The 24,273-nt window shown below is 60.2% G+C and carries 19 protein-coding genes and 1 pseudogene; 9 read left to right on the top strand and 11 right to left on the bottom strand.

What is annotated here, in order from left to right; translation table 11 throughout:
• The first annotated feature begins 88 nt into the window (after positions 1-88).
• Positions 89-949, top strand: a complete 861-nt coding sequence (locus ACM6IV_RS00480) for a MurR/RpiR family transcriptional regulator (protein WP_171057240.1) — start codon at positions 89-91, stop codon at positions 947-949.
• A gap of 206 nt (positions 950-1,155) precedes the next feature.
• On the opposite strand, the gene ACM6IV_RS00475 is transcribed toward ACM6IV_RS00480, so the two are convergent.
• The 11 genes from ACM6IV_RS00475 to edd all read right to left on the bottom strand — a co-directional run bounded on the left by ACM6IV_RS00475 (position 1,156) and on the right by edd (position 14,856).
• Positions 1,156-2,010 carry a D-hexose-6-phosphate mutarotase gene (locus tag ACM6IV_RS00475; RefSeq protein ID WP_414868291.1) on the bottom strand — a complete coding sequence of 285 codons (855 nt, stop codon included), beginning with the start codon at positions 2,008-2,010 and terminating at the stop codon, positions 1,156-1,158.
• Between the two features lie 115 nt (positions 2,011-2,125).
• Positions 2,126-3,475 (bottom strand): carbohydrate porin, encoded by a 1,350-nt coding sequence (locus ACM6IV_RS00470; protein ID WP_322844545.1) that lies wholly within the window; start codon positions 3,473-3,475, stop codon positions 2,126-2,128.
• A gap of 193 nt (positions 3,476-3,668) precedes the next feature.
• Positions 3,669-4,829, bottom strand: coding sequence for an ABC transporter ATP-binding protein (locus tag ACM6IV_RS00465; protein WP_105706980.1), 1,161 nt, complete (start codon positions 4,827-4,829; stop codon positions 3,669-3,671).
• A gap of 2 nt (positions 4,830-4,831) precedes the next feature.
• Positions 4,832-5,677, bottom strand: a complete 846-nt coding sequence (locus ACM6IV_RS00460; protein ID WP_123453558.1) for a carbohydrate ABC transporter permease — start codon at positions 5,675-5,677, stop codon at positions 4,832-4,834.
• Positions 5,670-6,578: a carbohydrate ABC transporter permease gene (locus ACM6IV_RS00455; protein ID WP_414868290.1), complete on the bottom strand. Its 909-nt coding sequence runs from the start codon at positions 6,576-6,578 to the stop codon at positions 5,670-5,672. The genes ACM6IV_RS00460 and ACM6IV_RS00455 overlap by 8 nt, the downstream gene beginning before the upstream one ends.
• Before the next feature lie 151 nt (positions 6,579-6,729).
• The gene (locus ACM6IV_RS00450; RefSeq protein ID WP_016983700.1) at positions 6,730-8,031 is read right to left on the bottom strand and encodes an ABC transporter substrate-binding protein; all 1,302 of its coding nucleotides are present in this window, start codon (positions 8,029-8,031) and stop codon (positions 6,730-6,732) included.
• Between the two features lie 118 nt (positions 8,032-8,149).
• The gene (locus tag ACM6IV_RS00445) at positions 8,150-9,409 is read right to left on the bottom strand and encodes an AGE family epimerase/isomerase (protein WP_414868289.1); all 1,260 of its coding nucleotides are present in this window, start codon (positions 9,407-9,409) and stop codon (positions 8,150-8,152) included.
• 294 nt (positions 9,410-9,703) lie between these two features.
• The gene (locus ACM6IV_RS00440) at positions 9,704-11,173 is read right to left on the bottom strand and encodes an ATP-binding protein (RefSeq protein WP_414868288.1); all 1,470 of its coding nucleotides are present in this window, start codon (positions 11,171-11,173) and stop codon (positions 9,704-9,706) included.
• On the bottom strand, positions 11,163-11,894 hold the full coding sequence (locus tag ACM6IV_RS00435; protein WP_003227460.1) for a response regulator: 732 nt from the start codon (positions 11,892-11,894) through the stop codon (positions 11,163-11,165). The genes ACM6IV_RS00440 and ACM6IV_RS00435 overlap by 11 nt, the downstream gene beginning before the upstream one ends.
• Positions 11,895-12,073: 179 nt before the next feature.
• The gene (locus ACM6IV_RS00430; RefSeq protein ID WP_414868287.1) at positions 12,074-13,033 is read right to left on the bottom strand and encodes a glucokinase; all 960 of its coding nucleotides are present in this window, start codon (positions 13,031-13,033) and stop codon (positions 12,074-12,076) included.
• Positions 13,030-14,856, bottom strand: coding sequence for a phosphogluconate dehydratase (gene edd / locus ACM6IV_RS00425; RefSeq protein WP_414868286.1), 1,827 nt, complete (start codon positions 14,854-14,856; stop codon positions 13,030-13,032). Before edd ends, ACM6IV_RS00430 begins: the two co-directional genes overlap by 4 nt.
• A 220-nt stretch (positions 14,857-15,076) precedes the next feature.
• On the opposite strand from edd, the gene gap reads away from it, so the two are divergent.
• The 8 genes and pseudogenes from gap (at position 15,077) to ACM6IV_RS00385 (ending at position 24,200) form a co-directional block, all read left to right on the top strand.
• Positions 15,077-16,078, top strand: coding sequence for a type I glyceraldehyde-3-phosphate dehydrogenase (gene gap / locus ACM6IV_RS00420; RefSeq protein ID WP_034153396.1), 1,002 nt, complete (start codon positions 15,077-15,079; stop codon positions 16,076-16,078).
• A gap of 191 nt (positions 16,079-16,269) precedes the next feature.
• A complete protein-coding gene (locus tag ACM6IV_RS00415; protein WP_414868285.1) occupies positions 16,270-16,788 on the top strand; it encodes an RNA polymerase sigma factor in 519 nt (172 codons plus the stop codon).
• A gap of 124 nt (positions 16,789-16,912) precedes the next feature.
• A complete protein-coding gene (locus ACM6IV_RS00410; protein ID WP_414868284.1) occupies positions 16,913-17,878 on the top strand; it encodes a FecR family protein in 966 nt (321 codons plus the stop codon).
• Between the two features lie 122 nt (positions 17,879-18,000).
• Positions 18,001-20,586, top strand: coding sequence for a TonB-dependent receptor (locus ACM6IV_RS00405; RefSeq protein WP_414868283.1), 2,586 nt, complete (start codon positions 18,001-18,003; stop codon positions 20,584-20,586).
• A 110-nt stretch (positions 20,587-20,696) separates the two neighbouring features.
• Positions 20,697-21,293, top strand: a complete 597-nt coding sequence (locus ACM6IV_RS00400) for a biliverdin-producing heme oxygenase (protein ID WP_414868282.1) — start codon at positions 20,697-20,699, stop codon at positions 21,291-21,293.
• Positions 21,294-21,460: 167 nt separating this feature from the next.
• Positions 21,461-21,871, top strand: a complete 411-nt coding sequence (locus ACM6IV_RS00395; RefSeq protein ID WP_414868281.1) for a YbaN family protein — start codon at positions 21,461-21,463, stop codon at positions 21,869-21,871.
• 148 nt (positions 21,872-22,019) lie between these two features.
• A pseudogene (locus tag ACM6IV_RS00390) lies at positions 22,020-23,294 on the top strand (chemotaxis protein); the annotation flags it as partial.
• A 150-nt stretch (positions 23,295-23,444) separates the two neighbouring features.
• A complete protein-coding gene (locus ACM6IV_RS00385) occupies positions 23,445-24,200 on the top strand; it encodes a methyl-accepting chemotaxis protein (RefSeq protein ID WP_414868366.1) in 756 nt (251 codons plus the stop codon).
• Positions 24,201-24,273 lie beyond the last annotated feature (73 nt).

Raw genomic sequence — 24,273 nt, 5'->3', positions numbered from 1 at the left:
GGCCACCGTTACGGGCCATATCAAAGGCCCAATGTGCATAGCCCGGCGCACCTTTGCGCAGGTGAATTAGGAATTCCATATGGACCGCGTGCGAAATTTACTGGAACAGATCCAGAGTCGCCTTGAAGACCTGAACAAGGCCGAACGCAAAGTCGCCGAGGTGATCCTGCTCAACCCGCAGCAGGCCACCCGCTTCAGCATCGCCGCCCTCGCCCAGGCGGCCTCGGTGAGCGAACCGACGGTCAACCGTTTCTGCCGTTCGTTTGGTGTCAGCGGCTATCCCGAACTCAAGCTGCAGCTGGCGCAGAGTCTGGCCAGCGGCGCAGCTTATGTCAGCCGTGCGGTCGAGGCCGACGACAATCCCGAGGCCTACACGCAGAAGATTTTCGGCAGCGCCATCGCCTCGCTGGACAGCGCATGCCAGGCGCTGGACCCGAACCTGATCAGCCGCGCCGTCGACCTGTTGATTCAGGCGCGGCAGATCCACTTCTTCGGCCTCGGCGCTTCGGCACCGGTGGCGCTGGATGCACAGCACAAGTTCTTCCGCTTCAACCTCGCCGTGACCGCGCATGCCGATGTATTGATGCAGCGGATGATTGCGTCGGTGGCGCACACCGGTGAGTTGTTCGTGATCATTTCCTACACCGGCCGCACCCGTGAGCTGGTCGAGGTGGCGCGCATTGCTCGCGAGAACGGTGCTTCGGTATTGGGCCTGACGGCAGAAAACTCGCCGCTGGCCAAGGCCAGTACCTTGAGCCTGAATATTCCGTTGCCGGAAGACACCGACATCTATATGCCGATGACGTCGCGAATCATTCAGTTGACCGTGCTGGATGTGTTGGCGACCGGGATGACCTTGCGTCGCGGGGTGGATTTCCAGCCGCATCTGCGCAAGATCAAAGAGAGCTTGAATGCCAGCCGGTATCCGGTCGGGGATGAGTTCAACTAAAGATCAAAAGCCCCTCACCCCAGCCCTCTCCCGGAGGGAGAGGGGGCCGACCGAGGGGGCTGCGCTGTACATCGACCTGAAAAATAGAGTCGATTATGGATTCAGCGCTGCACTTTCACGTCGGCATAACTCTTAAGCATCCCGCATTCGGTTCCCTCTCCCCCGGGAGAGGGCTAGGGTGAGGGGCTACGATGTGGCTGACCCACTCAAGCCGCCGCCCACGCCTGCAAACTCAAATGCGCTTTCTCTCCCGGCGCCAGGTGCAGACTGTCAGTCCCCCCCGCCGCCGCTTCCACGCAAACGAATTCGGAAATCTCGTCCCAGCTCACCCCCAACAACGGCCGCGCCCCGGGATGCCACACCACCGTGTCGCCACTGTCACCGGTATCAATGCACAACTCACGCTGCCAAGCGTGATCCTTGAGCTGCAATTCACCGTCATGCTGGAACACCCGCTGGCACCCGCCGTCCACCCGCAACTCGCCTTCCTGCTGGCAAATCTGGCGACTCAACTGGTCATAACCCTGCGCCCCTTCGAGCCCAGACAGCGCTATCTCGCCGACATCGCCAATACGCCAGTAAGCGTGCAAAGCCTGGCTCAACTGGCACGGCATGTCGTCCTGATGCTCGGTGGCAAGGCGTAACTCCATGCGTTCGCCCAGATGTGCATGCAAGTCAACCTGCCAGTCGCACAGCTGCAATTGCCAGTGCAGGCGCACGCCGTCGTCGGCGCTGCTGCTGTCGAGCAACTTCCAGTCGAGTAGTCGCGCCCAACCATGGGATGGCCAGGCGTTTTCGCTCGGATGACGGCCATACCAAGGCCAACACACCGGCACACCACCACGGATCGCGCCGACATGCGGCCACTTCGCCGCACACCACAACCACGGCTTTTGCCCGCGCGGCTGAAAGTGCAGCAATTGCGCGCCCTGGCGACTGAACACCGCCTGACACAGCGGATGATCGATCACCAACACGTCGCGCATCTGATACCGCTCCCAAGCGAACACCGGGCGTTCACGCAGGGATTTGAAGAAGCGTTGCAGCGGATGCTCATGCATTTGCCACGATCCTGAACTCGTCTTTCACAGGGGTGCGCCGCCCCCCCAAAAAAAAGCGGACAGCCTTGGCTGTCCGCAAATATGCGCACATAGAGAGGAGCTTATCGCAGACGCGTCAGAACGTAGACTGAATTTTCAGGCCAGCGACCAATGCGTTGTCCACTTCATCCACACCACCCGGGTGAGTGATGTACTGCAGGTTAGGACGTACGGTCAGCCAGTTGGTGACGTGGAAGCCGTAGTTGATCTCGTAGTTGTATTCGGTTTCACGAATCGGCGAGAACACTGGATTGTCGTAGTCCGAAACACCGTTGGAAGCGTTCAGCAGCTCGGCGTTTTTCTTCACGTCATCGTTGACGTGGATACGCGCCGCGCCGATGCCGACGTCATCTTTCGGACGCGCATCGAACGGGCCTTTGTAGACAAACATCACCGACTGGTAGTTGTCGATGAAGTTGGTGTCCTTGTCGTGGAACGTGGCGTTGGCCGCAATGTTCAGACCGCGAGTTGCATCACCGTTGTGGCTGGTGAGTTGCTGTTGCGCCACGAACCAGTAGCCGCTTTTGCTGTTGTGCGTTTTGTAGGCGTCGCCAGTGGTTGCAGCGTCAAAACCGTTGACATCTTCACGAACGTCGTCGGCATCGGCCGTGCTCTTGTAGTAACCCACACGGTATTCGCCCGGCAAGCTGTTGACCTTCGGCGACCAGACCAATTCAACCGGAAGAACGGTACCTTTGGTGCCGCTGCCGCTGAGCTTGAAGCCGTTGCCGTGTTCCAGCTGCGACGGGTTCTGGTTGTATGCACCGATCTGCGCGTAGAGTTCGTCGTTGATGTTGTACTTCACACGGATCGCGGCCTGGCTGACCGGCCAGTTGTACCAGATGTTGGTCGCCCAGTTACCCACTTGCGAGCCGCAGAACGCGAGGTTCTGGAAGTCGCACGGGAAGGTGTTGAAGTCTTCGCCTTCGCCGAAGTAACCGGCCTTGACGTCGAGTTTGTTGTCGAAGAACTGGTGCTGAATCCACAACTGGGTCAGACGCACCATGTGGCCACGGCCGTAGACTTCTTGCGAGGACGACAGAGTGCCGGCACGCGGATCGCCAACGCGGTCGTTGGAGATGTTGTAGCCGTTACGATTGGTCAGCTGGATCTTCGCTTGCGTGTTGTCCCAGCCCCACAGCTTTTGCAGATCGAGTGCCACGCCCAGACCGAACTGGTCGCTGTAGCGGCCGGTCTTGTCATCGTTGTAGCCGCCGTGCAGGTTGGCACCCATTTCCCCAACGTAGTCGGCCTTGATGTCGATACCCTGCTCGATCAGCTTGGTCCGCTCGCCACCCCAGTCGCCGGTCATCCATTTCGAATCGGAACTGAAGGCATCCGCCGCCATCGCGTTACCGGCCAGCACCAATGCCGCCGCAGCTGATACCTGGCAGATCAACCGGGCATTGACGTGTTTCTTTTTCATCCCTACATCCTCGTCTTTATTGTTATTAACTGTTTTTATCTAACGCGGTTTACATAAAGTGCGACGAATGACAGGCCATTCACCGCGTGCTCCTTTGTGGGAGCGGGCTTGCTCGCGAAGGCGCCGTGTCAGTCAGTACATGTGTTGCCTGACACTCCGCATTCGCGAGCAAGCCCGCTCCCACATTTGTTCCTCAGCGGCCTTTGAATTGCGCCACGTTCGCAGACCGCGCATCGGTCTGTGGTTGCCCGGCAGTGCCGAGGCGCTCGCCGGTATTGGCATCGAACAACAACACTTTCGACGGATCGAATTGCAGCGTCAGGCTCTCGCCCACCTGCGGTGCCACGTCTGGCGCTAAACGGCAGCAGACTTTGGTTTCATTCAAATTGACGAACACCAGGGTGTCCGGACCGGTCGGCTCGGTCACCTGCACTTCGGCGCGAATGCTCGGCAGGCCATTGCCCTCGCCGTTCGCCAGTACGATCTGTTCAGGGCGCAGGCCGAGGATCACTTCGCGATCTTCCAGCCCGGCATCCTGCATGCTCATCGGCAATTCACAACGCGCCTGACCGCTGTCGAGCAGCGCCAGCAGACGGCCGTCCTTGCGTTGCAGACGCAGCGGGATGAAGTTCATCGGCGGCGAACCGATGAAGCTCGCCACAAACAGGTTGGCCGGGTTGTTGTAAATGTCTTTCGGCGTGCCGAACTGCTGGATGATGCCGTCCTTCATCACCGCAACCTTGTCGCCCAGAGTCATCGCTTCGATCTGGTCGTGGGTCACGTAGACCGTGGTGGTTTTCAGGCGCTGGTGCATCAGTTTCATTTCGGTGCGCATCTCGACGCGCAGCTTGGCGTCGAGGTTGGACAGCGGTTCGTCGAACAGATAAATCTTCGGCCGACGCGCCAGTGCACGGCCCATCGCCACACGCTGTTGCTGACCACCGGAAAGCTGACCCGGCTTGCGATTGAGCAGGTGTTCGATCTGCAGCAGCTTGGCCACGCGCGCGACTTCTTCGTCGATCGCCGCCTGCGGCATCTTGCGGATCTTCAGACCGAACTCGATGTTCTCGCGCACGCTCATGGTCGGGTAAAGCGCGTAGGACTGGAACACCATGGCGATGTCGCGATCCTTCGGGCTCATGCCGCTGACGTCTTGATCACCGATCATGATCGCGCCGCCGGTGATGGTTTCCAGACCGGCGATGCAGTTCATCAGGGTCGATTTGCCGCAGCCCGACGGGCCGACCAGGATCAGGAACTCACCGTCCTTGATCGACAGTTCGATGTTCTTCAGGGTGTCCGGCAGGCCGGCACCGTAGGTCTTGTTGACGTTGCGAAGTTCGAGCGTTGCCATGATTACCCCTTGACTGCGCCGGCTGTCAGCCCGCGCACGAAATACTTGCCTGCGACCACATAGACCAGCAGGGTCGGCAGGCCGGCGATCATCGCCGCTGCCATATCAACGTTGTATTCCTTGGCGCCGGTGCTGGTGTTGACCAGGTTGTTCAGCGCTACTGTGATCGGTTGCGAATCACCGCTGGAGAACACCACACCGAACAGGAAGTCGTTCCAGATCTGGGTGAACTGCCAGATCAGGCAGACCATGATGATCGGCGTCGACATCGGCAGAATGATCCGGCGGAAAATCGTGAAGAAACCCGCGCCGTCGAGGCGCGCAGCCTTCACCAGCGCATCCGGAATGCTCACGTAGTAGTTACGGAAGAACAGCGTGGTGAACGCTAGACCGTAAACCACGTGGACAAACACCAGACCGGTGGTGGTGCTTGCCAGGCCCATTTTGCCGAGGGTGAACGAGGCTGGCAGCAGCACGGTCTGGAACGGCAGGAAGCAACCGAACAACAGCAGACCGAAGAACAGCTGCGAACCACGGAAGCGCCACATCGACAACACGTAACCGTTCAATGCACCAATGGCGGTGGAGATGATCACAGCCGGAACAGTGATCTTGATCGAGTTCCAGAAGTAACCGTCAACCGTGGCCCAGGCCTTGACCCAGCCGATGCCGCTGACCACGGTCGGCCAGCTCAGCAGGTTGCCGGTGCTGATGTCTTCCGGGGTCTTGAAGCTGGTCAGCAACATGACCACCAGCGGCACCAGATAAAGCAGTACAGCGAGGATCAGCACCGCGTAGATCGCGATGCGACTCAGGCTGATGGCAGGTTTGGCAGCGAGACTAGTCATTGCGCTTGGTCCTCAGCTCGGAATACAGGTAAGGCACGATGATCGCGAGGATCGCACCGAGCATCAGAATCGCACTGGCCGAGCCCATGCCCATCTGGCCGCGACTGAAGGTGAAGGAATACATGAACATCGCTGGCAGGTCGGAGGAATAACCCGGGCCACCGGCAGTCATCGCCGCGACAAGGTCGAAGCTCTTGATTGCGATGTGCGCCAGAATCATCACCGCACTGAAGAACACCGGACGCAGGCTTGGCAGCACCACTTTCCAGTAGATGCGCGGCATGCTCGCGCCGTCGATCTGCGCGGCACGGATGATCGATTGATCGACGCCACGCAGGCCAGCGAGGAACATCGCCATGATGAAGCCCGAGGCTTGCCACACGGCGGCGATCACCAGGCAGTAAACCACGCGATCCGGGTCGATCAGCCAGTCGAGACGGAAGCCTTCCCAGCCCCAGTCACGCAACAATTTGTCCAGGCCCATGCCCGGGTTGAGCAGCCATTTCCACGCGGTACCGGTGACGATCATCGAGAGCGCCATCGGGTACAGGTAAATGGTGCGGATAAAGCCTTCTCGACGGATGCGTTGGTCGAGGAACACCGCCAGCAACACACCAATCACCAAGGTGATGCCGATGAACATGCCGCCGAACACGGCGAGGTTTTTGCTCGCGACCCACCAGCGATCGTTGTCGAACAACCGCGCGTATTGTGCAAGGCCCGCCCACTTGTAAGTCGGCAGGAACGTCGAGGTGGTGAACGACAGCACGAACGTCCACAGGATGTAGCCATAGAAGCCCACCAGCACGATGAACATGCTCGGCGCCAGCACCAGTTTTGGCAGCCAGCGTTGCAATGCATCGAACGGCGAGGCCTTGCTGAACACAGCAACAGAACTCATGGGGAAATCCAGTACGAGGGTAGAAAATTCACATGCTTCCCTTTTGTGGGAGCGAGCTTGCTCGCGAAGGCGTCCGACAGGTATTACACCTGCGCCTGACATTGCGCTTTCGCGAGCAAGCTCGCTCCCACAGGGGTTGCGGTGTTAGCTGTTATTTGGACGACTTGATCGCTGCACCCAGTTTCTTGGCGGTGTCGGCCGGGTCGGCTTTCGGGTCGTTGATGTAGTTGGTCACGACATCAAAGAACGCACCTTGCACCGCCAGCGTGGTCGCCATGTTGTGCGCCATGCTTGGTTGCAGGCCGCCGGACTTGGCGTCCGCGAGGAAGTCTTTGGCAGCGGTCTGTGCGCAGGAGTCGAAACCGAGCTTGTCCATGTTGTTCAACATGTCGTTACGCACCGGGATCGAGCCTTTGTTGATGCTGAAGACTTTCTGGAAGTTTTCACCCAGCACGACTTTGGCGATGTCCTGCTGACCGGCCGCCGTGCCGGCGTCCTTCTGCTTGAACACGGCCAGCGAGTCGATGTTGTAGGTGAACGCCTTGTCGGTGCCCGGGAAGGCTACGCACTCGTAATCCTTGCCGGCGACTTTCTTGGCAGCGGTCCATTCGGACTTGGCCCAGTCACCCATGATCTGCATGCCGGCCTTGCCGTTGATGACCTTGGCCGCTTCCAGGTTCCAGTCCTGACCTTTGCCGTCGGCGTCCATGTAGGTCGCGACTTTCTTCAGCTCGGTCAGCGCCTTGACCATTTCCGGGCCGGTCAGCGCGGCGTTGTCCAGGTCAACCAGGGCTTTCTTGTAACCATCGACACCCATGACCGAGAGCACCACGGCTTCGAACACGGTGCTGTCCTGCCAAGGCTGACCGCCGTGAGCCAGCGGAATGAAGCCCGCCGCTTTCAGCTTGTCGCCAGCGGCATAGAATTCTTCGAGGGTGGTCGGGTTCTTGGTGATCCCGGCTTTCTTGAACACTTCCGGGTTGATCCACAGCCAGTTCACGCGGTGAATGTTCACCGGCACGGCCACGTAATCACCGTCGTACTTCACGGTATCGGAGACTTTCTTGTCGAGCAGGCTGTCCCACTTTTCCGACTTGGCGACGTCTTTCAGCACGTCGGTGTCGAGCAGGCCGGTCGACGCCCATTCCTGGATGTCCGGGCCTTTGATCTGGGCGACGCCAGGCGGGTTGCCGGCAACGGCGCGGCTTTTCAGCACGGTCATGGCAGTCGCACCGCCGCCACCGGCAACAGCGCCGTCTTTCCAGGTGAAACCGTCTTTTTCGACTTGGGCCTTGAGTACATCAACAGCGGCTTTTTCGCCACCGGACGTCCACCAGTGCACGACTTCGACCGAACCTTTGGATTCGGCAGCGGAAACACTGAGCGGCAGGATTGCGAGCGGGAACAGGGAGGCGACAGAAATGACAGTAGCGAGGCGAGAAATCGCATTCATTCGGAATGTACCTTTCTTGTTGTTATGCATTGCAAGTCTGGTGCTTGCGCTGCACAGGAGTTTAAACAGGACGTTTCCCCCGCAGGTAACGAAGGGACGCGCGAATGTCACCACATGGTTACACAGGAGTGCCGTGAGACAACTGCGCTAAAGCAGTCGCCATGCTCGGTGCCAAGGGCAGACGAGGGATCAACACCGCCTGCCAGGCGTGGTACAGATCGGGTTTGCCCGCCCAGATATCGGCACTTGGTGTGTTTTGCGGATTGAGTTCGTGGTGCCAGCTGCCGTTGCAACGGTCGATGAAATGCACCTCGCAAAATTCCCAGAACAGCCGGTACCAGGTTTCGTACTGCGCTTCGCCGGTACGTTTGAGCAGAGCACTGGCGGCGGCGCTGGCTTCGGCATGGGTCCAGTGCAGGCGATGGCGGACCACGGCCTGGTTGTCCCAGTCGAGGGTGTAGACGATCCCCGGCGCACCATCGACATCCCAGCCGTGGCGACAGTTCTGCTCGAAGAGTTTCTGCGCATCGGTAGCGAGCCAACCCGGCGTGAGCATGCCAGCCTGCACCCGCGCGGCTTCGAGATGGAGCAAGAGCCGCGCCCATTCGAAACCGTGGCCGGGCGTGGTGCCGTAAGGGCGGAAACCATCGGCCGGATTGTCGTGGTTGTATTCGCGCAACGGTTGCCAGTCGCGGTCGAAGTGCTCGATGACCATGTAACCGTTGCCGGCAGCGTGACCGTGGATCACCCGCTCGACGATGCGTTGCGCACGCACCAGCCAGCGCGGATCTTCAGTGACATCGGCCAGCGCGAGGAATGCTTCGGTGGCGTGCATGTTGCTGTTGGCACCGCGATACGCTTCTTCTTCACTCCAGTCGCGGTTGAAGAATTCGCGCATGGCGCCCTCTTCTTCGCTCCAGAAATAGGTGTCGATGATGTCGATGGCGTCATCCAGCAGCGCTTGGGCACCGGGACGTTGTGCGACCACTGCAGAGCTGGCCGCGAGCGCGACAAAGGCATGCAGATAGGCGTTCTTGCCGGTGTTGTCGTCACGGTGTTCGGCGACCGCAAACCAGCCGCCGTGCAGGGCGTCACGCAACGGCCCACGCAGGGCGGCAATGCCGTGATCGACCAGTTCGGCAAAACCCGGCAAGCCTTGAATATGGGCCATGGCGAAGCTGTGGGTCATGCGTGCGGTGTTCATGGTTTCGGCGTGTGCGTTCGCTGGCAGACGGCCGCGTTCGTCGAGGTTGCCGAAGCCTTCAGGCAGTTTCGATGCCTTGGCGAATTCCAGCAGGCGCAGGCCTTCGGCGGCGAGCCATTGCTGGTGGGCAGGGGAGTTCAGCCAACTGCTGAAGCCTGGGTGGAAGAGATCCATGGGTGGCCTTTTTTGTTGTTATGACTGCGGGGAGTCTAAACAACGGGCCGGGGTGGGCTTGTAACGAAGGGGGCGGGTTTTGTCACCATGTCGTGACAAAAGAACCACCCTCACCCCAGCCCTCTCCCAGAGGGAGAGGGGGCCGACCGAGGTGTAATGAGCTTTCCGCCGACCTGATACATCGAGTCGATTATGGATTCGCTACCGGACTTCCAGGTCGGCGTATCTCTGCAGCATCCCCCGATCAGTCCCCTCTCCCTCCGGGAGAGGGCTAGGGTGAGGGGCTCTTTTGATCTAATCCGCCGAACGCGGCAACTGCAACGTCACCCGCAAGCCACCCTCACGCAAATTCTGCAACGTCACTTCCCCACCATGGCTGTGGGCAATGTTGCGTGCAATGCCGAGACCCAAGCCATAGCCCTGCTGCTGCCCCGCCAAGCGGAAGTGCGGCTCGAACACCTGCTCCAGGCGCTGCTCCGGCACGCCCGGACCTTCATCGTCGACGTGCAGAACAAACGCGCGCTCATCATCGTCGATGTGCAAATGCGCGTTCTGCCCGTACTTCAAAGCGTTGTCGATCAGGTTGCCGATGCAGCGCTTCAGCGCCAAAGGCTTGCCCGGATAAGCTGCCAGCGCCTTGCCCTGCTGCGTCACGCGGCCATTGCCGTTGGGCGCCAGATACGGCTCTACCAGGCAGTCGAGCACATGATTGAGGTCCACCGGTTCGATGTTCTCGTGAATGTCGGTGTCCTTCACGCATTGCAGCGCGCCCTTGACCAACAACTCCAACTCGTCCAGATCACGGCCGAACTTGGCTTGCAGCTTCTCGTCTTCAAGCAATTCGACACGCAAACGCAAACGGGTGATCGGCGTGCGCAGGTCATGGGAAATCGCGCTGAACAACTGGCTGCGCTCGGTCAGGTAGCGGCTGATGCGTTCACGCATGGTGTTGAAGGCGCGGCCCACTTCGACCACTTCACTGCCCCCGCCCTCGGCCACCGGTTCGACGTCCGCCCCCAGCGACAGATCCCGCGCGGCTCGGGCCAGACGCTTGAGTGGGCGGCTTTGCCAATGCACCAGCAGGCCGATGAACAGCAGCAGAAAACCACTGGTGAGGACGATGAACCACACCTGTTGCGATGGCAGACCTTGCTCTTCAAGACTGGTGTACGGCTCCGGCAACAGTGAGGCGATATACAGCCATTCGCCCGGCGCCATTTGAATCTGCGTGACCAGTACCGGTGGGTTTACCGGTTCCAGAGTCAGCGCGTAATGCGCCCACGAGCGGGGCAACTCATCGAGTTTCAGCCCGGCGTTGAAAATCCGCAGGTCTTCGGGGCTGACAAAGGTCACGGAAATATCGGTGTCATGGCCCAACGTCTGACGCAGCACCTCGTCGACCGCCTTCATCACCGCCGCTTTACGCGGTGTGACCGGCAGCACATCCATGCCCAACGGTTTGTCATTGAGCGTCACGACGAAGCGCGTGCCGCCCATGCTGCGCAATTGATCGAGGACCAACGGCCGATAAGCGACCGGCAATGAGCGGAAGTAACTGACGCTGGCGGTCATCGAATGCGCAAGACTGCGCGCGCTGGTGACAAGACCTTCGAGCTGGGTAGCACGCAGTTGCGAGACCCAGATCACGCTCGACAAGGTCTGCGCAAACAACACCGCAAGCAGGGTCAACAGCAGCATGCGTCCGAGCAACGAACGCGGCACCGGCACTTTGGCAGCAAGTTTGCGCAGCGACTCAGTGACCATTGCCGGCAACCACGTTGGCTGCCAGTTGGTAGCCGCTGCCACGTACGGTGCGAATCAGTCGCGGCGGTTTTTCCGTGTCGCGCAGGCGTTGGCGCAAACGGCTCACGGCCATGTCGACGATGCGGTCGAGCGGCATCAGGTCGCGGCCGCGGGTGGCGTTGCCGATGGTGTCGCGGTCGAGGATTTCCTGCGGGTGATCGAGGAACAGTTTCAGCAGGGCGAAGTCCGCACCGGAAAGAATCACTTCCTCGCCATCGGTGTGAAACAGGCGATGGCTGACCATGTCCAGACGCCATTCATCGAAGGCCAGCACGTCACTGCCACTGCGCTCCTGACCGAATTGTGCACGGCGCAGCAAAGCCTTGATGCGCGCTTGCAGTTCGCGGGGGCTGAAGGGTTTGCCGAGGTAATCGTCGGCGCCGAGTTCGAGGCCGATCACGCGGTCGGCTTCATCGGAACTGGCAGTGAGCATGATGATCGGCACCTGCGCCTGACGCGGATGCTGACGCACCCAACGGCAGAGGCTGAAGCCGTCTTCGTCAGGCAGCATGACATCGAGGATCACCAGATCGCTCGGCGCCTCGTTGAGGGCCTGACGGAAACTGGCACCGTCGGCGGTAGCCCGTACCTGAAACCCGGCACGGGTCAGATAGGTTTCCAGCAACTCGCGTATTTCCTGGTCGTCATCGACCAACAATATCGACTTGTTGACTGAGCTCACTTCGAAGGCATCCTTGTTGTTGGAATTGGGGCGGATTATGCCTTAAGCATGGAACTTACAAACACCACAGAACCACTGTGGGAGCGGGCTTGCTCGCGAAAGCGGTGTGTCAGTCACCTTGAATGTCTCTGATACACCGCTTTCGCGAGCAAGCCCGCTCCCACAATTTTGAGCGCATTTCAGGTCGAGATTGATTGATCCAGCGCTACGCCGGCCCCCACAAGGCCGGAATACGGCGCCGTCACCAGCCACACCGGGATGCCTTTGAAGTAATCGCTCATGCAACCCTTGTCAGCGAAGCTGCGGGCAAAACCGCTTTCAAGGAAGAAATCGGCAAACCGCGGAATCACCCCACCGACAATGTAAACCCCGCCACGGCCGCCGGTGGTCAGCACGTTATTACCCGCCACACGACCGAGCCAGCAGCAGAACTGCTCGAGCACTTCCAGCGCAATCGGATCGCCCGCAAGACCTGCCGCCGTAATCGCTTCCGGCGTATCGAGTGTCGGCTCATGCCCATCGACTGCGCAGATAGCCCGGTAAACCCGTGGCAAGCCACCACCGCTCAACGCAGTTTCCGCGCTGACATGGCCAATCTCGTTATGAATGTGCTGCCACAACTGGGTTTCACGCGGACTGCTCAGCGGCAGATCAACGTGCCCGCCCTCGCCCGGCAACGCCGCGAAACGGCCTTCACCGAGATCAAGCAAGGTGCCGACGCCAAGACCAGTGCCCGGGCCGATCACCACCGCCGGACGCAACGGCTCCGGCGTGCCCTCGCAGACCACGCGGAATTCGCCCGGTTGCAAACAGGTCATGCCCAGCGCCATCGCCGAGAAGTCGTTGACCAGCAACAACTGCTCGACCTGCAAGGTTTTGCAAAACGCTGTGCGACTCAAGCGCCAGTGGTTGTTGGTGAACTTGAATTCATCACCGCTGACCGGACCTGCCACCGACAGGCACACCGAACCGATCGAACCCGGTGCCAGACCGAGCCCGCTCAGGTACAGGCTGATCGCCTCTTCCGGGCTGGCATGGTCGGCCGTGGCCAGCACCTGAACCGATTCCAGTTGCTGGTTTTTCCACAACGCAAACCGCGCGTTGGTGCCTCCGATATCACCGACCAAAGCCAGTTTCAATTAAGCGTCTCCAGGGCAGAAGTGAAGGCGCTGGCGCCCTGCTCCGCCGAGCTGAAGGCCAAACGCATGAAACCAAACAGTTCGCGACCGCTGCCGATGTTGTTGCCCAACAGGCCTTTGGCGGGTTCGCGCGCTGCAAATTCGGCGGCGTCGACCTTGAGTTCCAAAGTGCCTTTGACGCCATCGACGCGGATGATATCGCCCTCTTGCACGCGCGCCAAAGCGCCACCGACATAAGCTTCGGGGCTGACGTGAATCGCCGCCGGGATTTTCCCCGACGCGCCGGACATCCGCCCGTCCGTCACCAGCGCCACTTTGAAGCCGCGATCCTGCAGCACGCCGAGGAACGGCGTCATCTTGTGCAGTTCCGGCATGCCGTTGGAACGCGGGCCCTGGAAGCGCATCACCGCGACAAAATCCTTCTCCAGCAGACCGGCCTTGAACGCATCGGCCAGGTCCTGCTGATCCTGGAATACCATCGCCGGCGCTTCGACGATCTGGTTTTCCAGCGCCACTGCGGACACCTTCATCACCCCGCGACCGAGATTGCCTTCCATTACGCGCAAGCCGCCCTCTGGCGAGAACGCGCGGGACACCGGACGCAGGATGTTTTCGTCGAGGCTGTCGACCGGGCCTTCGCGCCAGACCAACTCACCGTTATCGAGAAACGGTTCTTTGGTGTACCGGCTCAAACCGTGGCCGAGCACGGTGTTGACGTCTTCGTGCAGCAGACCGGCGCCAAGCAGCTCGCGGATCAGGAACGACATGCCGCCCGCCGCCTGGAAGTGGTTGATGTCGGCTTTGCCGTTCGGGTAGACGTGGCTCAGGGTCGGCACGACTTCGGAGAGGTCGGCCATGTCCTGCCAGGTCAGTTGAATGCCCGCCGCCATGGCGATGGCCGGCATATGCAGGGTGTGGTTGGTCGAGCCGCCAGTGGCGTGCAGCGCAACAATGGAGTTGACCAGCGCCTTCTCGTCGACGATTTCGCCGATCGGCATGAAATTGCCATTCTGTTTGGTCAGGCGTGTGACCTGGTGCGCGGCCTCGCGGGTCAACGCGTCACGCAGCGGCGTGTTCGGATTGACGAACGAGGCGCCCGGCAAGTGCAGGCCCATGACTTCCATCAGCAACTGGTTGGTGTTGGCAGTGCCGTAGAAGGTGCAGGTGCCCGGGCTGTGGTAGGACTTCATCTCCGATTCCAGCAGCTCTTCGCGGGTGGCTTTGCCTTCGGCGTACTTCTGGCGCACATCGGCTTTTTCCTTGTTGGAAATCCCCGAGACCATCGGCCCGCCCGGCACGAAAATGGTCGGCAGATGGCCGAAACGCAGCGAGCCCATCATCAGGCCCGGGACGATCTTGTCGCAGATGCCCAGCATCAACGCGCCATCGAACATGTTGTGCGACAGCGCCACAGCGGTGGACATGGCGATCACTTCGCGGCTCGGCAGGCTCAGCTCCATGCCCGGCTCGCCCTGGGTGACGCCGTCGCACATCGCCGGCGTACCGCCAGCGAACTGGCCGACCGAGCCGATTTCGCGCAAGGCATTCTTGATCTGTTGCGGGAAGACTTCGTAGGGCTGGTGCGCCGAGAGCATGTCGTTATACGAAGACACAATGGCGATGTTCGCCGAGTTCATCATCCGCAGGCTGTGCTTGTCTTCGCTGCCGCAACCGGCCACGCCGTGGGCGAAGTTGGCGCATTGCAGCTTGCCGCGCATCGGCCCGTCGGTGGCGGCGCCGCGAATCAGTGCAAGGTAAGCCTGACGCGTGGCGCGGCTGCGGGCGATAAGCCGTTCGGTGACCTCAAGGACGCGGGGATGCATGTGTAGAACTCCAGGCTAACGGATGTGGCGACCTGATTGTCTATGCTGATCAAACGCCGTTGTTGTTGGAATGACAGACGGCTTTTTTGACCATTCGGACCAGTTGATTCAGGTCACTCGTTGTAGATAAAACAAAATATTGCCACTAAAAAGGCTTGTTTTCTATTTTTATGCGAATAATCTTGTAATTCCAACAACAAAACGACGGCGGCGCTGTTCAATGACTCTTCGAATCGCAATCAATGGTTTTGGCCGCATCGGCCGTAATGTCCTGCGCGCACTGTATACCCAAGGCTATCGACAGGATTTGCAGATTGTCGCCATCAATGATCTGGGCGACAGCTCGATCAATGCTCATCTGCTCAAATACGACACCGTTCACGGCACGTTCGACGCTCAGGTCGAGCATGACAATGAAAGTCTGACCGTCAACGGCGACCGCATTGCGGTCAGCGCCATTCGCAACCCGGCCGAACTGCCATGGGCGGCGGAAAAGATTGATGTGGTGTTCGAATGCACCGGTCTCTTTACCGATCGCGCCAAAGCAGCCGCGCATATTACTGCCGGCGCACGCAAAGTGATCATCTCGGCGCCGGCCAAAGGCGCCGACGCCACTGTCGTATATGGTGTGAACCACGACATTCTGCGCCAGTCGCACCAGATCATCTCCAACGCTTCGTGCACTACTAACTGCCTGGCGCCGGTGGCGCAAGTGCTGCACCGCGAGCTGGGGATCGAAAGCGGCCTGATGACCACGATTCATGCCTACACCAATGACCAGAACCTCACTGACGTCTATCACACCGATCCGTACCGCGCGCGTTCGGCCACACAGAACATGATCCCGAGCAAGACCGGCGCTGCTGAAGCCGTCGGCCTGGTGCTGCCGGAACTGGCGGGCAAACTGACTGGCATGGCCGTGCGTGTGCCGGTGATCAATGTGTCGCTGGTGGACCTGACCGTGCAGCTGAAAAAAGAAGCCAGCGCCGAGGAAGTCAACGCGCTGATGAAAGCGGCCAGCCAACACTCGAAGATTCTCGGCTTCAACACCCTGCCGCTGGTGTCCAGCGACTTCAACCACAATCCGCTGTCGTCGATCTTCGACGCCAACCACACCAAATCCAGCGGCAAGCTGCTGAAAGTGCTGGCCTGGTATGACAACGAGTGGGGCTTCTCCAACCGCATGCTGGATAACTGCCTGGCGCTGTGTAACGCCGAGTAATCCCTAAACCCCATGTGGGAGCGGGCTTGCTCGCGAAAGCGGTGAGTCAGTCGATACATTTATTGCCTGACAAGACGCATTCGCGAGCAAGCCCGCTCCCACAGTGTTTAGTGCTGTATTCAAAATCAGAGCTTGACCATGCAGGCAGATGATAAGCATTATCATTCGCTCGAAATGGATCAGGTTCCCCCGTGAGTCAATCGCGCTTCAACCATGTCTTCCTCACCCAGCGCACCTCGTTGCTGCGCACGCTGGAACGGATGGTCAACAATCACAGCACCGCCGAAGACCTCTTGCAGGAGACCTACCTGCGTGTGACACGGGCGTTGAGCGAGCGGGCCATCGATCACCTCGAACCTTTTGTCTTCCAGACCGCACGCAATCTGGCGCTGGATCATTTGCGTGCGCGCAAGATTCACGCGCGGACCATGGTCGACGATGTGCCGCAGGATGTCGTGCACAGCGTCGCCGCCCCTGCCAGCAGCGCCGAAGACGCCGCCCACGCCGAACAGATGCTGGAGCGCTTGAACGTGAGCCTCAGTCAACTCAGCCCCCGCCAGCAGCAGATTTTCATCCTCAGCCGTTTGCACGGGAACAGTTATCAGGAAATCGCTGATGAACTGAACGTCTCCCTCAGCACCGTGCAAAAAGAACTGAAGCTGATCATGACCATTTGTATCGGCGTCGCTGAACGTCTGAATGGCGACTGAAGCTGTAGGGCTTTTCTGTAAGTACCAGGATCGCCTGCACGGATCAGCTGGCTTTGTTACCCTTGCCCGACTTTTACGCTTCACTTAAAAAACAGCCGTGCGCAGACACTGCCGAGGAAACACCGTGACGGACACCCACCGCTCGCCTTCGCCGGATTCGGCGCAGGACGCTGCCAACGCAATGGACCAGGCACTCGACTGGCTCATCGTGCTCGGCAGCCCGGACGAGGAGCAGACCCGGCAGTTCCATGCCTGGCTGGCGGCCGATCCGTTGAACGCCGAGGCGTTTGCCAAGGCCCAGGCGATCTGGGACGGCCCGCAAGTCGCACTGTGTGCGCAAAGCCTGGCGGCGAAACCTGCGAAGATCACTGTCCTCAAGCGTCTGCGTCCGCACTGGAAACCGCTGGCCACTGCCGCCGTGCTGCTGCTCGGTGTGTTCAGTTTCAGTAATGTGCCGATGCGTCTTCAGGCCGATCACCTCACGGTCGTCGGCGAGCGTCAGCGCCTGCAACTGGAGGACGGCTCGAAAGTCCTGCTCAATACCAATTCGGCATTCTCCAGCACCATCAATGATCAGCAGCGTGTTGCCCGGCTGTTTCAGGGCGAGGCGTTTTTCGAGATTGCCAGCGGCCGCAGTCAACCCTTGGAAATCGACGCCGGCCCGGTCCGCGCCAGCGTGCGCGATACCGCATTCGCCGTGCGTTATCTCGATGGCGTGGCGCAGGTCAACGTGCAGCGCGGCGATGTCGATCTGCAGGCGACGCATAACGACGCTCGCGTACGTCTGACGGCCGGAGAAAGCATCCGCATCGGTCCCAACGGTTTCGACCGCCCGGCCAGACTTGACGCCAACACGGATCTGGCCTGGGTACAGGGCCGACTGGTGTTCGAGAACTGCCCGCTGAATCAGGTGCTGGCCGAATTGCGCCGTTACTATCCGGGCTGGATCATCAACACCAACGAGCAGTTGGCCGACGTCGCCGTAACCGGCAATTACCGTCTCGATCAACCGCTCGACGTGGTGCGTTCCCTCGCGCACATCACCTCGGCGCAACTGAAAGAATTCCCCGCCCTGGTCATCCTGAACTAAATGAGAATTATTTTTACTCGATAGCCAGCGTCAGTACGTCTCGTTATAGCCAATGCAATTGATTCGCAACACGCGAAACCAATCAGCCCCTATAAAGATTCGTGCGACACGGAGCGCTATCGATGTCCTCACGCCATACCCGCCAATCCTCTTCCCCTTCTCGCGTTCTGTCGCTGTTGACCGCTGCCATTCTCATGGCCGGCGCGGCGCCATTGATGGCGGCCACCGAACAGCCGACGCGCAACATGGGCGATTACTCGTTCTCCATCGGCCAGCAACCGCTGGTGTCGGCGCTCAATGCCTTCACCACCGTGACCGGTTGGCAGGTCGGTTTGCCGGCGGAACTGGGTCAGGGCGTATCGTCACCGGGCGTGCGTGGCTCGTTGCCAGCGGAAAAAGCCCTGGAGCGTCTGTTGGTGGGGACCAACCTGAGCTTCCGCAAAATCAGCAACAACAACGTCGTGCTGGAAAAACGCAACGCCAGCGGCACGCTCAATCTGGATCAGGTGACCATCAGCGCCACCCGCCAGGAGCAGTCGGTCAACAGCGTGCCGGCTACCGTTACCGTGCGGACCCGTCAGGATCTGGACCGCAACAACGTCAACACCATCAAGGATCTGGTGCGTTATGAGCCGGGCGTGTCCGTCGGCGGCGCTGGCACACGGGGCGGTATCAGCGGCTACAACATTCGCGGGATCGACGGCGACCGCATCCTGACGCAAGTCGACGGCGTCGAAGTGCCGGACGGCTTCTTCAACGGCCCGTACGCCAAGACCCAGCGCAATTACGTCGACCCGGAAATCGTCAAACGGGTGGAAATCCTCCGTGGCCCGGCCTCGGTGCTGTACGGCAGCAACGCCATCGGCGGCGCCGTCAGCTATTACACCCTCGACCCGGACGACATCATCAAGCCGGGCCAAGACGTCGGCGCCCGTCTGAAAACCGGTTACAGCTCGGCCGATGACAGCTGGCTGAAGTCCGCCACCGTGGCCGGCCGCGCCGACCAGTTCGATGGCTTGCTGCACTACAGCCAGCGCGACGGTCACGAAACCGATTCCTACGGCAGCAACAATGGCACTGGCCTTGAGCGCACCGCCGCCAACCCGGAAGACGTCAACGCCTACAACGTGCTGGCCAAGATCGGCTGGAACTACAACGAAGATTCGCGTCTGGGCCTGACCTACGAAAAGTACAAGGATGATCGCGACACCGATCAGAAAAGCGCTTACGGCGGCCCGTACTTCAACGGCGCGCCGACGATTCCGAACAGCGTGCTGCCCGGCGGTATGTACCAGTGGCGCACCGGCAACGACACCATCACCCGTGAGCGTTTCGGCATCGAGCACACGTTCGCCCTCGACAGCCTGCTGGTCGACAACGTGAAGTGGAGCCTCAACCACCAGATTGCCAAGACCGACCAGAGCACCACCGAGTTCTACTACCCGATCACCCGTAAAGTGCTGCGCACTCGCGACACGATCTACGAAGAAAAGCAGTGGGTGTTCGATGCGCAACTGGACAAGGCGTTCGCCATCGGCGACACCGATCACGTCCTGACTTACGGCACCACCATCAAACAACAGAAAGTCACCGGCTCGCGCAGCGGCAACGGCACCTGCCTGGCGGTCGGTCGCGGCTGCACCGCGATCGGCGCAACCAGCAGCGCTGACGTGTTGGCCAAAGCCACCGACTTCCCGGACCCGACCATCAACACCTACAGCCTGTTCGCCCAGGATCAGATCAGCTGGAACAACTGGACCTTCCTGCCGGGCCTGCGCTACGACTACACCCAGCTCAAGCCGCACATCACTCAGGAATTCCTCAACACCGTGGCGGCTGACGGCCAAGGCTCGGTCAGCGACGAAAACAAAACCTGGCACAAAGTCTCGCCAAAATTCGGCCTGACCTACGCCCTGAGCGAAAACTACACCTGGTACGGTCAGTACGCCGAGGGCTTCCGCACCCCGACCGCGAAAGCCTTGTACGGCCGCTTTGAAAACACCACGACCGGTTATAGCGTGGCGCCGAACCCGGACCTCGAACCGGAAAAAAGCAAAAGCTATGAAACCGGTCTGCGCGGCAATTTCGAGCAAGGCTCGTTCGACGTGGCCGTGTTCTATAACAACTACCGCGACTTCATCAATGAAGACGCCGTCACCCCGGGCTACAGCGAGCTGACCTTCCAGTCGAGCAACATCAAGCACGCCACCATCAAGGGTGCGGAAGTCAAAGGTCGTCTGAACCTGGACGCGTTCGGTGCCCCGCAAGGCCTCTACACCCAAGGCTCGATCGCCTACGCCTACGGTCGCAACAACGACAACGGCGAGCCGATCAACAGCGTCAACCCGCTGACCGGCGTGTTCGGTCTGGGTTACGACCAGGACAACTACGGCGGCCTGCTGAGCTGGACCGTGGTGAAGAAAAAGGATCGCGTCGACGACAGCAACTTCAAGTCGCCGGATGGCGTCAGCAGCCAGTTCAAGACCCCGGGCTTCGGCATTCTTGATCTGGCCGGTTATTACAAAGTCACCGACGACGTCACCGTCAGCGGCGGCATCTACAACCTGACCGACAAGAAGTACTGGCTGTGGGACGACGTGCGCGGTTACGACAGCGTCGGCGAAGCCTCGGTGACGCAACCGGCCAACCTCGATCGCCTGACCCAACCAGGCCGCAACTTCGCGATCAATCTGATCTGGGACATCTGATCCGGCCAACCTCACGGCGCGTGTTCAGGCACCGCGCCGTGAGGTTTTTTTACGCTTGCACCTCGTCTTGTTCGTCTCGTTATCAAGCGCCTCTTTATCAAGGACATGTCATGACCACTTCGGAAAAAGCCCTGCGTTCACAACGCCTGAACCAGATCACCCATGCGCCGCACAGCAAGCTCGATGCCCTGGTCAAAGCCCATGCGCCATTCGAGACCCGCGCCAATTTCGCCCGTTTCGTCGTCGCGCAGTACCTGTTCCAGTCGGAACTGGTCGACCTCTACAACGACGCCGAACTGACCGCGATCGTTCCGGATCTGCCGGCGCGTTGCCGCGCCGAAGCGGCCAAGGCTGACTTGGCGGATCTCGACACTGAAGTGCCGGCGCCGGTGGCGGGCGCGGTGAAAAATCCGAGCAAGGCTCGCGCGCTGGGCTGGATCTTTGTTTCCGAAGGTTCGAAGCTCGGCGCTGCGTTTCTCATTAAACGCGCGGTGGCGCTGGAACTGAGCGAAACCTTCGGTGCCCGTCACCTCGGCGAACCTGAAGGTGGCCGCGCCGAGGGCTGGAAAAGCTTCGTGCGCACCCTCGATTCGCTGCAGTTCAGTGCTGAAGAAGAAGCCGAAGTGGAGCAAGGCGCGCTTGATGCGTTCAACCGCTTCACCGTGTTGCTGGAACAGGCTTACGCCACAGAAGCCGAACCGGCCTGATTCCCGACACACCACAAAACCCTGTGGGAGCGAGCTTGCTCGCGAAGACGGCAGCACATTCAACGCTGATGTGACTGACATACCGCTTTCGCGAGCAAGCTCGCTCCCACATGGGAACAGCGCAAGTCTGTAGAATCCCCATCTCGCCTCACAGCAATCCCGAGCCCATGCCGCCACCCGCCTCCTCGAAACTCGCCCGTCTGCTGTTCGGCCTGCTGGCGTACGTCAGCCTCGGCATCGGCCTGATCGCCATTGTCGTGCCCGGCCTGCCGACCACCGAGTTCATCCTGCTCGCCGCCTGGGCCGCGACCCGCAGCTCGCCGCGCCTCAGTGCCTGGCTGGAAAACCATCGGTTGTTCGGGCCGATCCTGAGTAACTGGCGCAACGGCAAGATCATCGCGCGCAAAGCCAAAGTCAGTGCGACGGTAAGCATGTTGCTTTGCGCAACTCTGATGCTGGTGATGCTTGATCACGGCTGGCCGATCTATCTGGCGATTGCCGGGATGAGCCTGGGCAACCTGTGGATCTGGTCGCGTCCGGAATCGGTAGCTGTGCGCAGCGATCCTTCTTCGCACTGAAACATCCCTGTAATTAATCGCTTTTTCAGCACTTTCCCCTGCGCAAACGTTTAGCGCTGACCGTTCGTCGGCAGCCGCCTCATGCGCTCTCGTTCCACGCCGATGAGCAGTGAATAGCGCTGAATGGATTTGGCGAACCGGATAGTTCATGTCCGTCTGCCACCCGTTTATTCATTCGCGAGATCGCCCCATGTTCGCCTCTCTGTCCATTCGCCTGAAAATCGTCCTGCTCTCCGGTCTGTGCCTGCTCGGTGTGGTCGCGCTGATCGTCGGCATGAACATCTACCAGACCAACCGCAACGACGAACTGGTCAGCCACTCGAGCAACCAGTTGCTCACCGCCAGCGTGCAAAATCTGCTGCAAGCCAAAGCCGCCGAGCAAGCAGTGCGGGTACAGAAGACCTTTGGCGAAAGCCTGACGGTGATCACCGCTCTGGCTGACCAGATCAAGGACATGCGCGCCATGGCTGCCAAGCGTTCGCTGGACGCCGGCGCCCTGCGGGAAGAGTTGAACCTGAGCCTGAAAACCGCCTTCCAGCGCAACGACAAAGTGCTCGGGATCTGGCTCGCCTTCGAACCCGACGGCCTCGACGGCAAGGACAGCGAGTTCGTCAACGACGCTGCCCGCCAGTCCAACGAAGCCGGACGCTTCGCCACCTACTGGAGCCGGGCGGCGGGCGCGGTGCTGAACACGATCATGGTCGAAGAAGACTTGACCAAGACCACCCTCAGCCTCAGTGGCACGCCCTATAACAGCTGGTACACCTGCCCTCGCGACAACAAGCGTACCTGCCTGCTCGACCCGTATGCCGACACCGTCGGGGGCAAGGAAATGCTCATGACGACCATTTCCGTGCCATTGATCATCGACGGTAAAGCCATCGGCGTGGTCGGTATCGACATTGCCCTCGATGCGCTGCAAGCGGCCGCCGTGGATTCTCAGCGCAACCTGTTCAACAACGCCGGGCACATGCTGATCGTCTCCGGCAGCGGCGTGCTCGCTGCTGACAGTTCTGACGCCAGCAAGGTCGGCAAAAAAATCAGCGACACCGCCGGCGCCGATAGCAAGGATGTCCTGCAACTGCTGAGTTCCGGCGCACCGAAGATTCTCGAACAGGGTGACCTGATTCGCGCCGTGTACCCGGTCGACCCGATCGGCAACTCGCGCGCCTGGGGCGTGGTCATCGACCTGCCGAAACAGGTGCTACTGGCCGACTCGGTCAAGCTGCAAGCGGTACTCGACGACGCTCAGGAAACCGGGGTGATCACCGCGCTGCTGGTCGCCATCGCTGCCGGCCTGGTGGGTCTGTTGTTGATCTGGCTGACCGCATCCGGCGTCACCCGTCCAATCAACAGCGTCGCCGAGATGCTGAAGAACATTGCCAGCGGCGAAGGCGATCTGACCCAGCGCCTGCACTACAGCAAGCAGGATGAACTGGGCGAACTGGTGAACTGGTTCAACCGCTTTCTCGACAAGCTGCAACCGACCATCGCGCAGATCAAACAGAGCATCACCGAAGCCCGCGGCACCGCCGACCAGTCTTCGGAAATCGCCCGTCAGACCAGTGAAGGCATGCAGGTGCAGTTCCGTGAAATCGACCAGGTCGCCACCGCCTCCAACGAAATGAGCGCCACGGCCCACGATGTCGCCAACAGCGCCTCCAACGCGGCCAACGCCGCGAAAGGTGCCGATCAGTCGGCCAAGGACGGCATGTCGATCATCGAGCGCAGCACCCGCGACATCAATCAACTGGCCGATGAAGTCAGCAAGGCTGTGACCGAAGTTGAAGCACTGGCGGTCAATAGCGAACAGATCGGCTCGGTGCTGGAAGTGATCCGCAGCATCGCCGAACAAACCAACCTGCTCGCCCTCAACGCCGCGATCGAAGCGGCTCGTGCCGGTGAGAGCGGCCGGGGCTTTGCAGTGGTTGCCGACGAGGTGCGCAACCTCGCCAAGCGCACTCAGGATTCGGTAGAAGAGATTCGCATCGTGATCGAGCGCATTCAGACCGGCCCCCGTGGCGTCGTCGCGACCATGCATTCGAGCCAGACCCAGGCGCACAACAACGCCGGGCAGATTCGTCAGGCGGTCGATGCACTGGGCAAGATCAGCGATGCGGTGACGGTGATCAGCGACATGAACCTGCAGATCGCCAGTGCCGCTGAACAGCAAAGTGCAGTCGCCGAAGAGGTAAATCGCAATGTCTCGGCCATCCGCACCGTGACTGAAACCCTGACCGGGCAAGCCACTGAATCGGCGGCGATCAGCAGCCAGCTCAATGCACTGGCCAGTCAGCAGATGAAATTGATGGATCAGTTCCGCGTCTGACGCTACACCGTTGAACCCTGTGGGAGCGAGCTTGCTCGCGAAAGCGGTCTGCCATTCAGTAATGATGTTGAAT

It is taken from the genome of Pseudomonas sp. IT-347P (assembly GCF_949768005.1).
Lineage (GTDB): Bacteria > Pseudomonadota > Gammaproteobacteria > Pseudomonadales > Pseudomonadaceae > Aquipseudomonas.
Note: the sequence above shows the minus strand (reverse complement) of the source record. Positions and strands in the feature narration are given on the sequence as shown.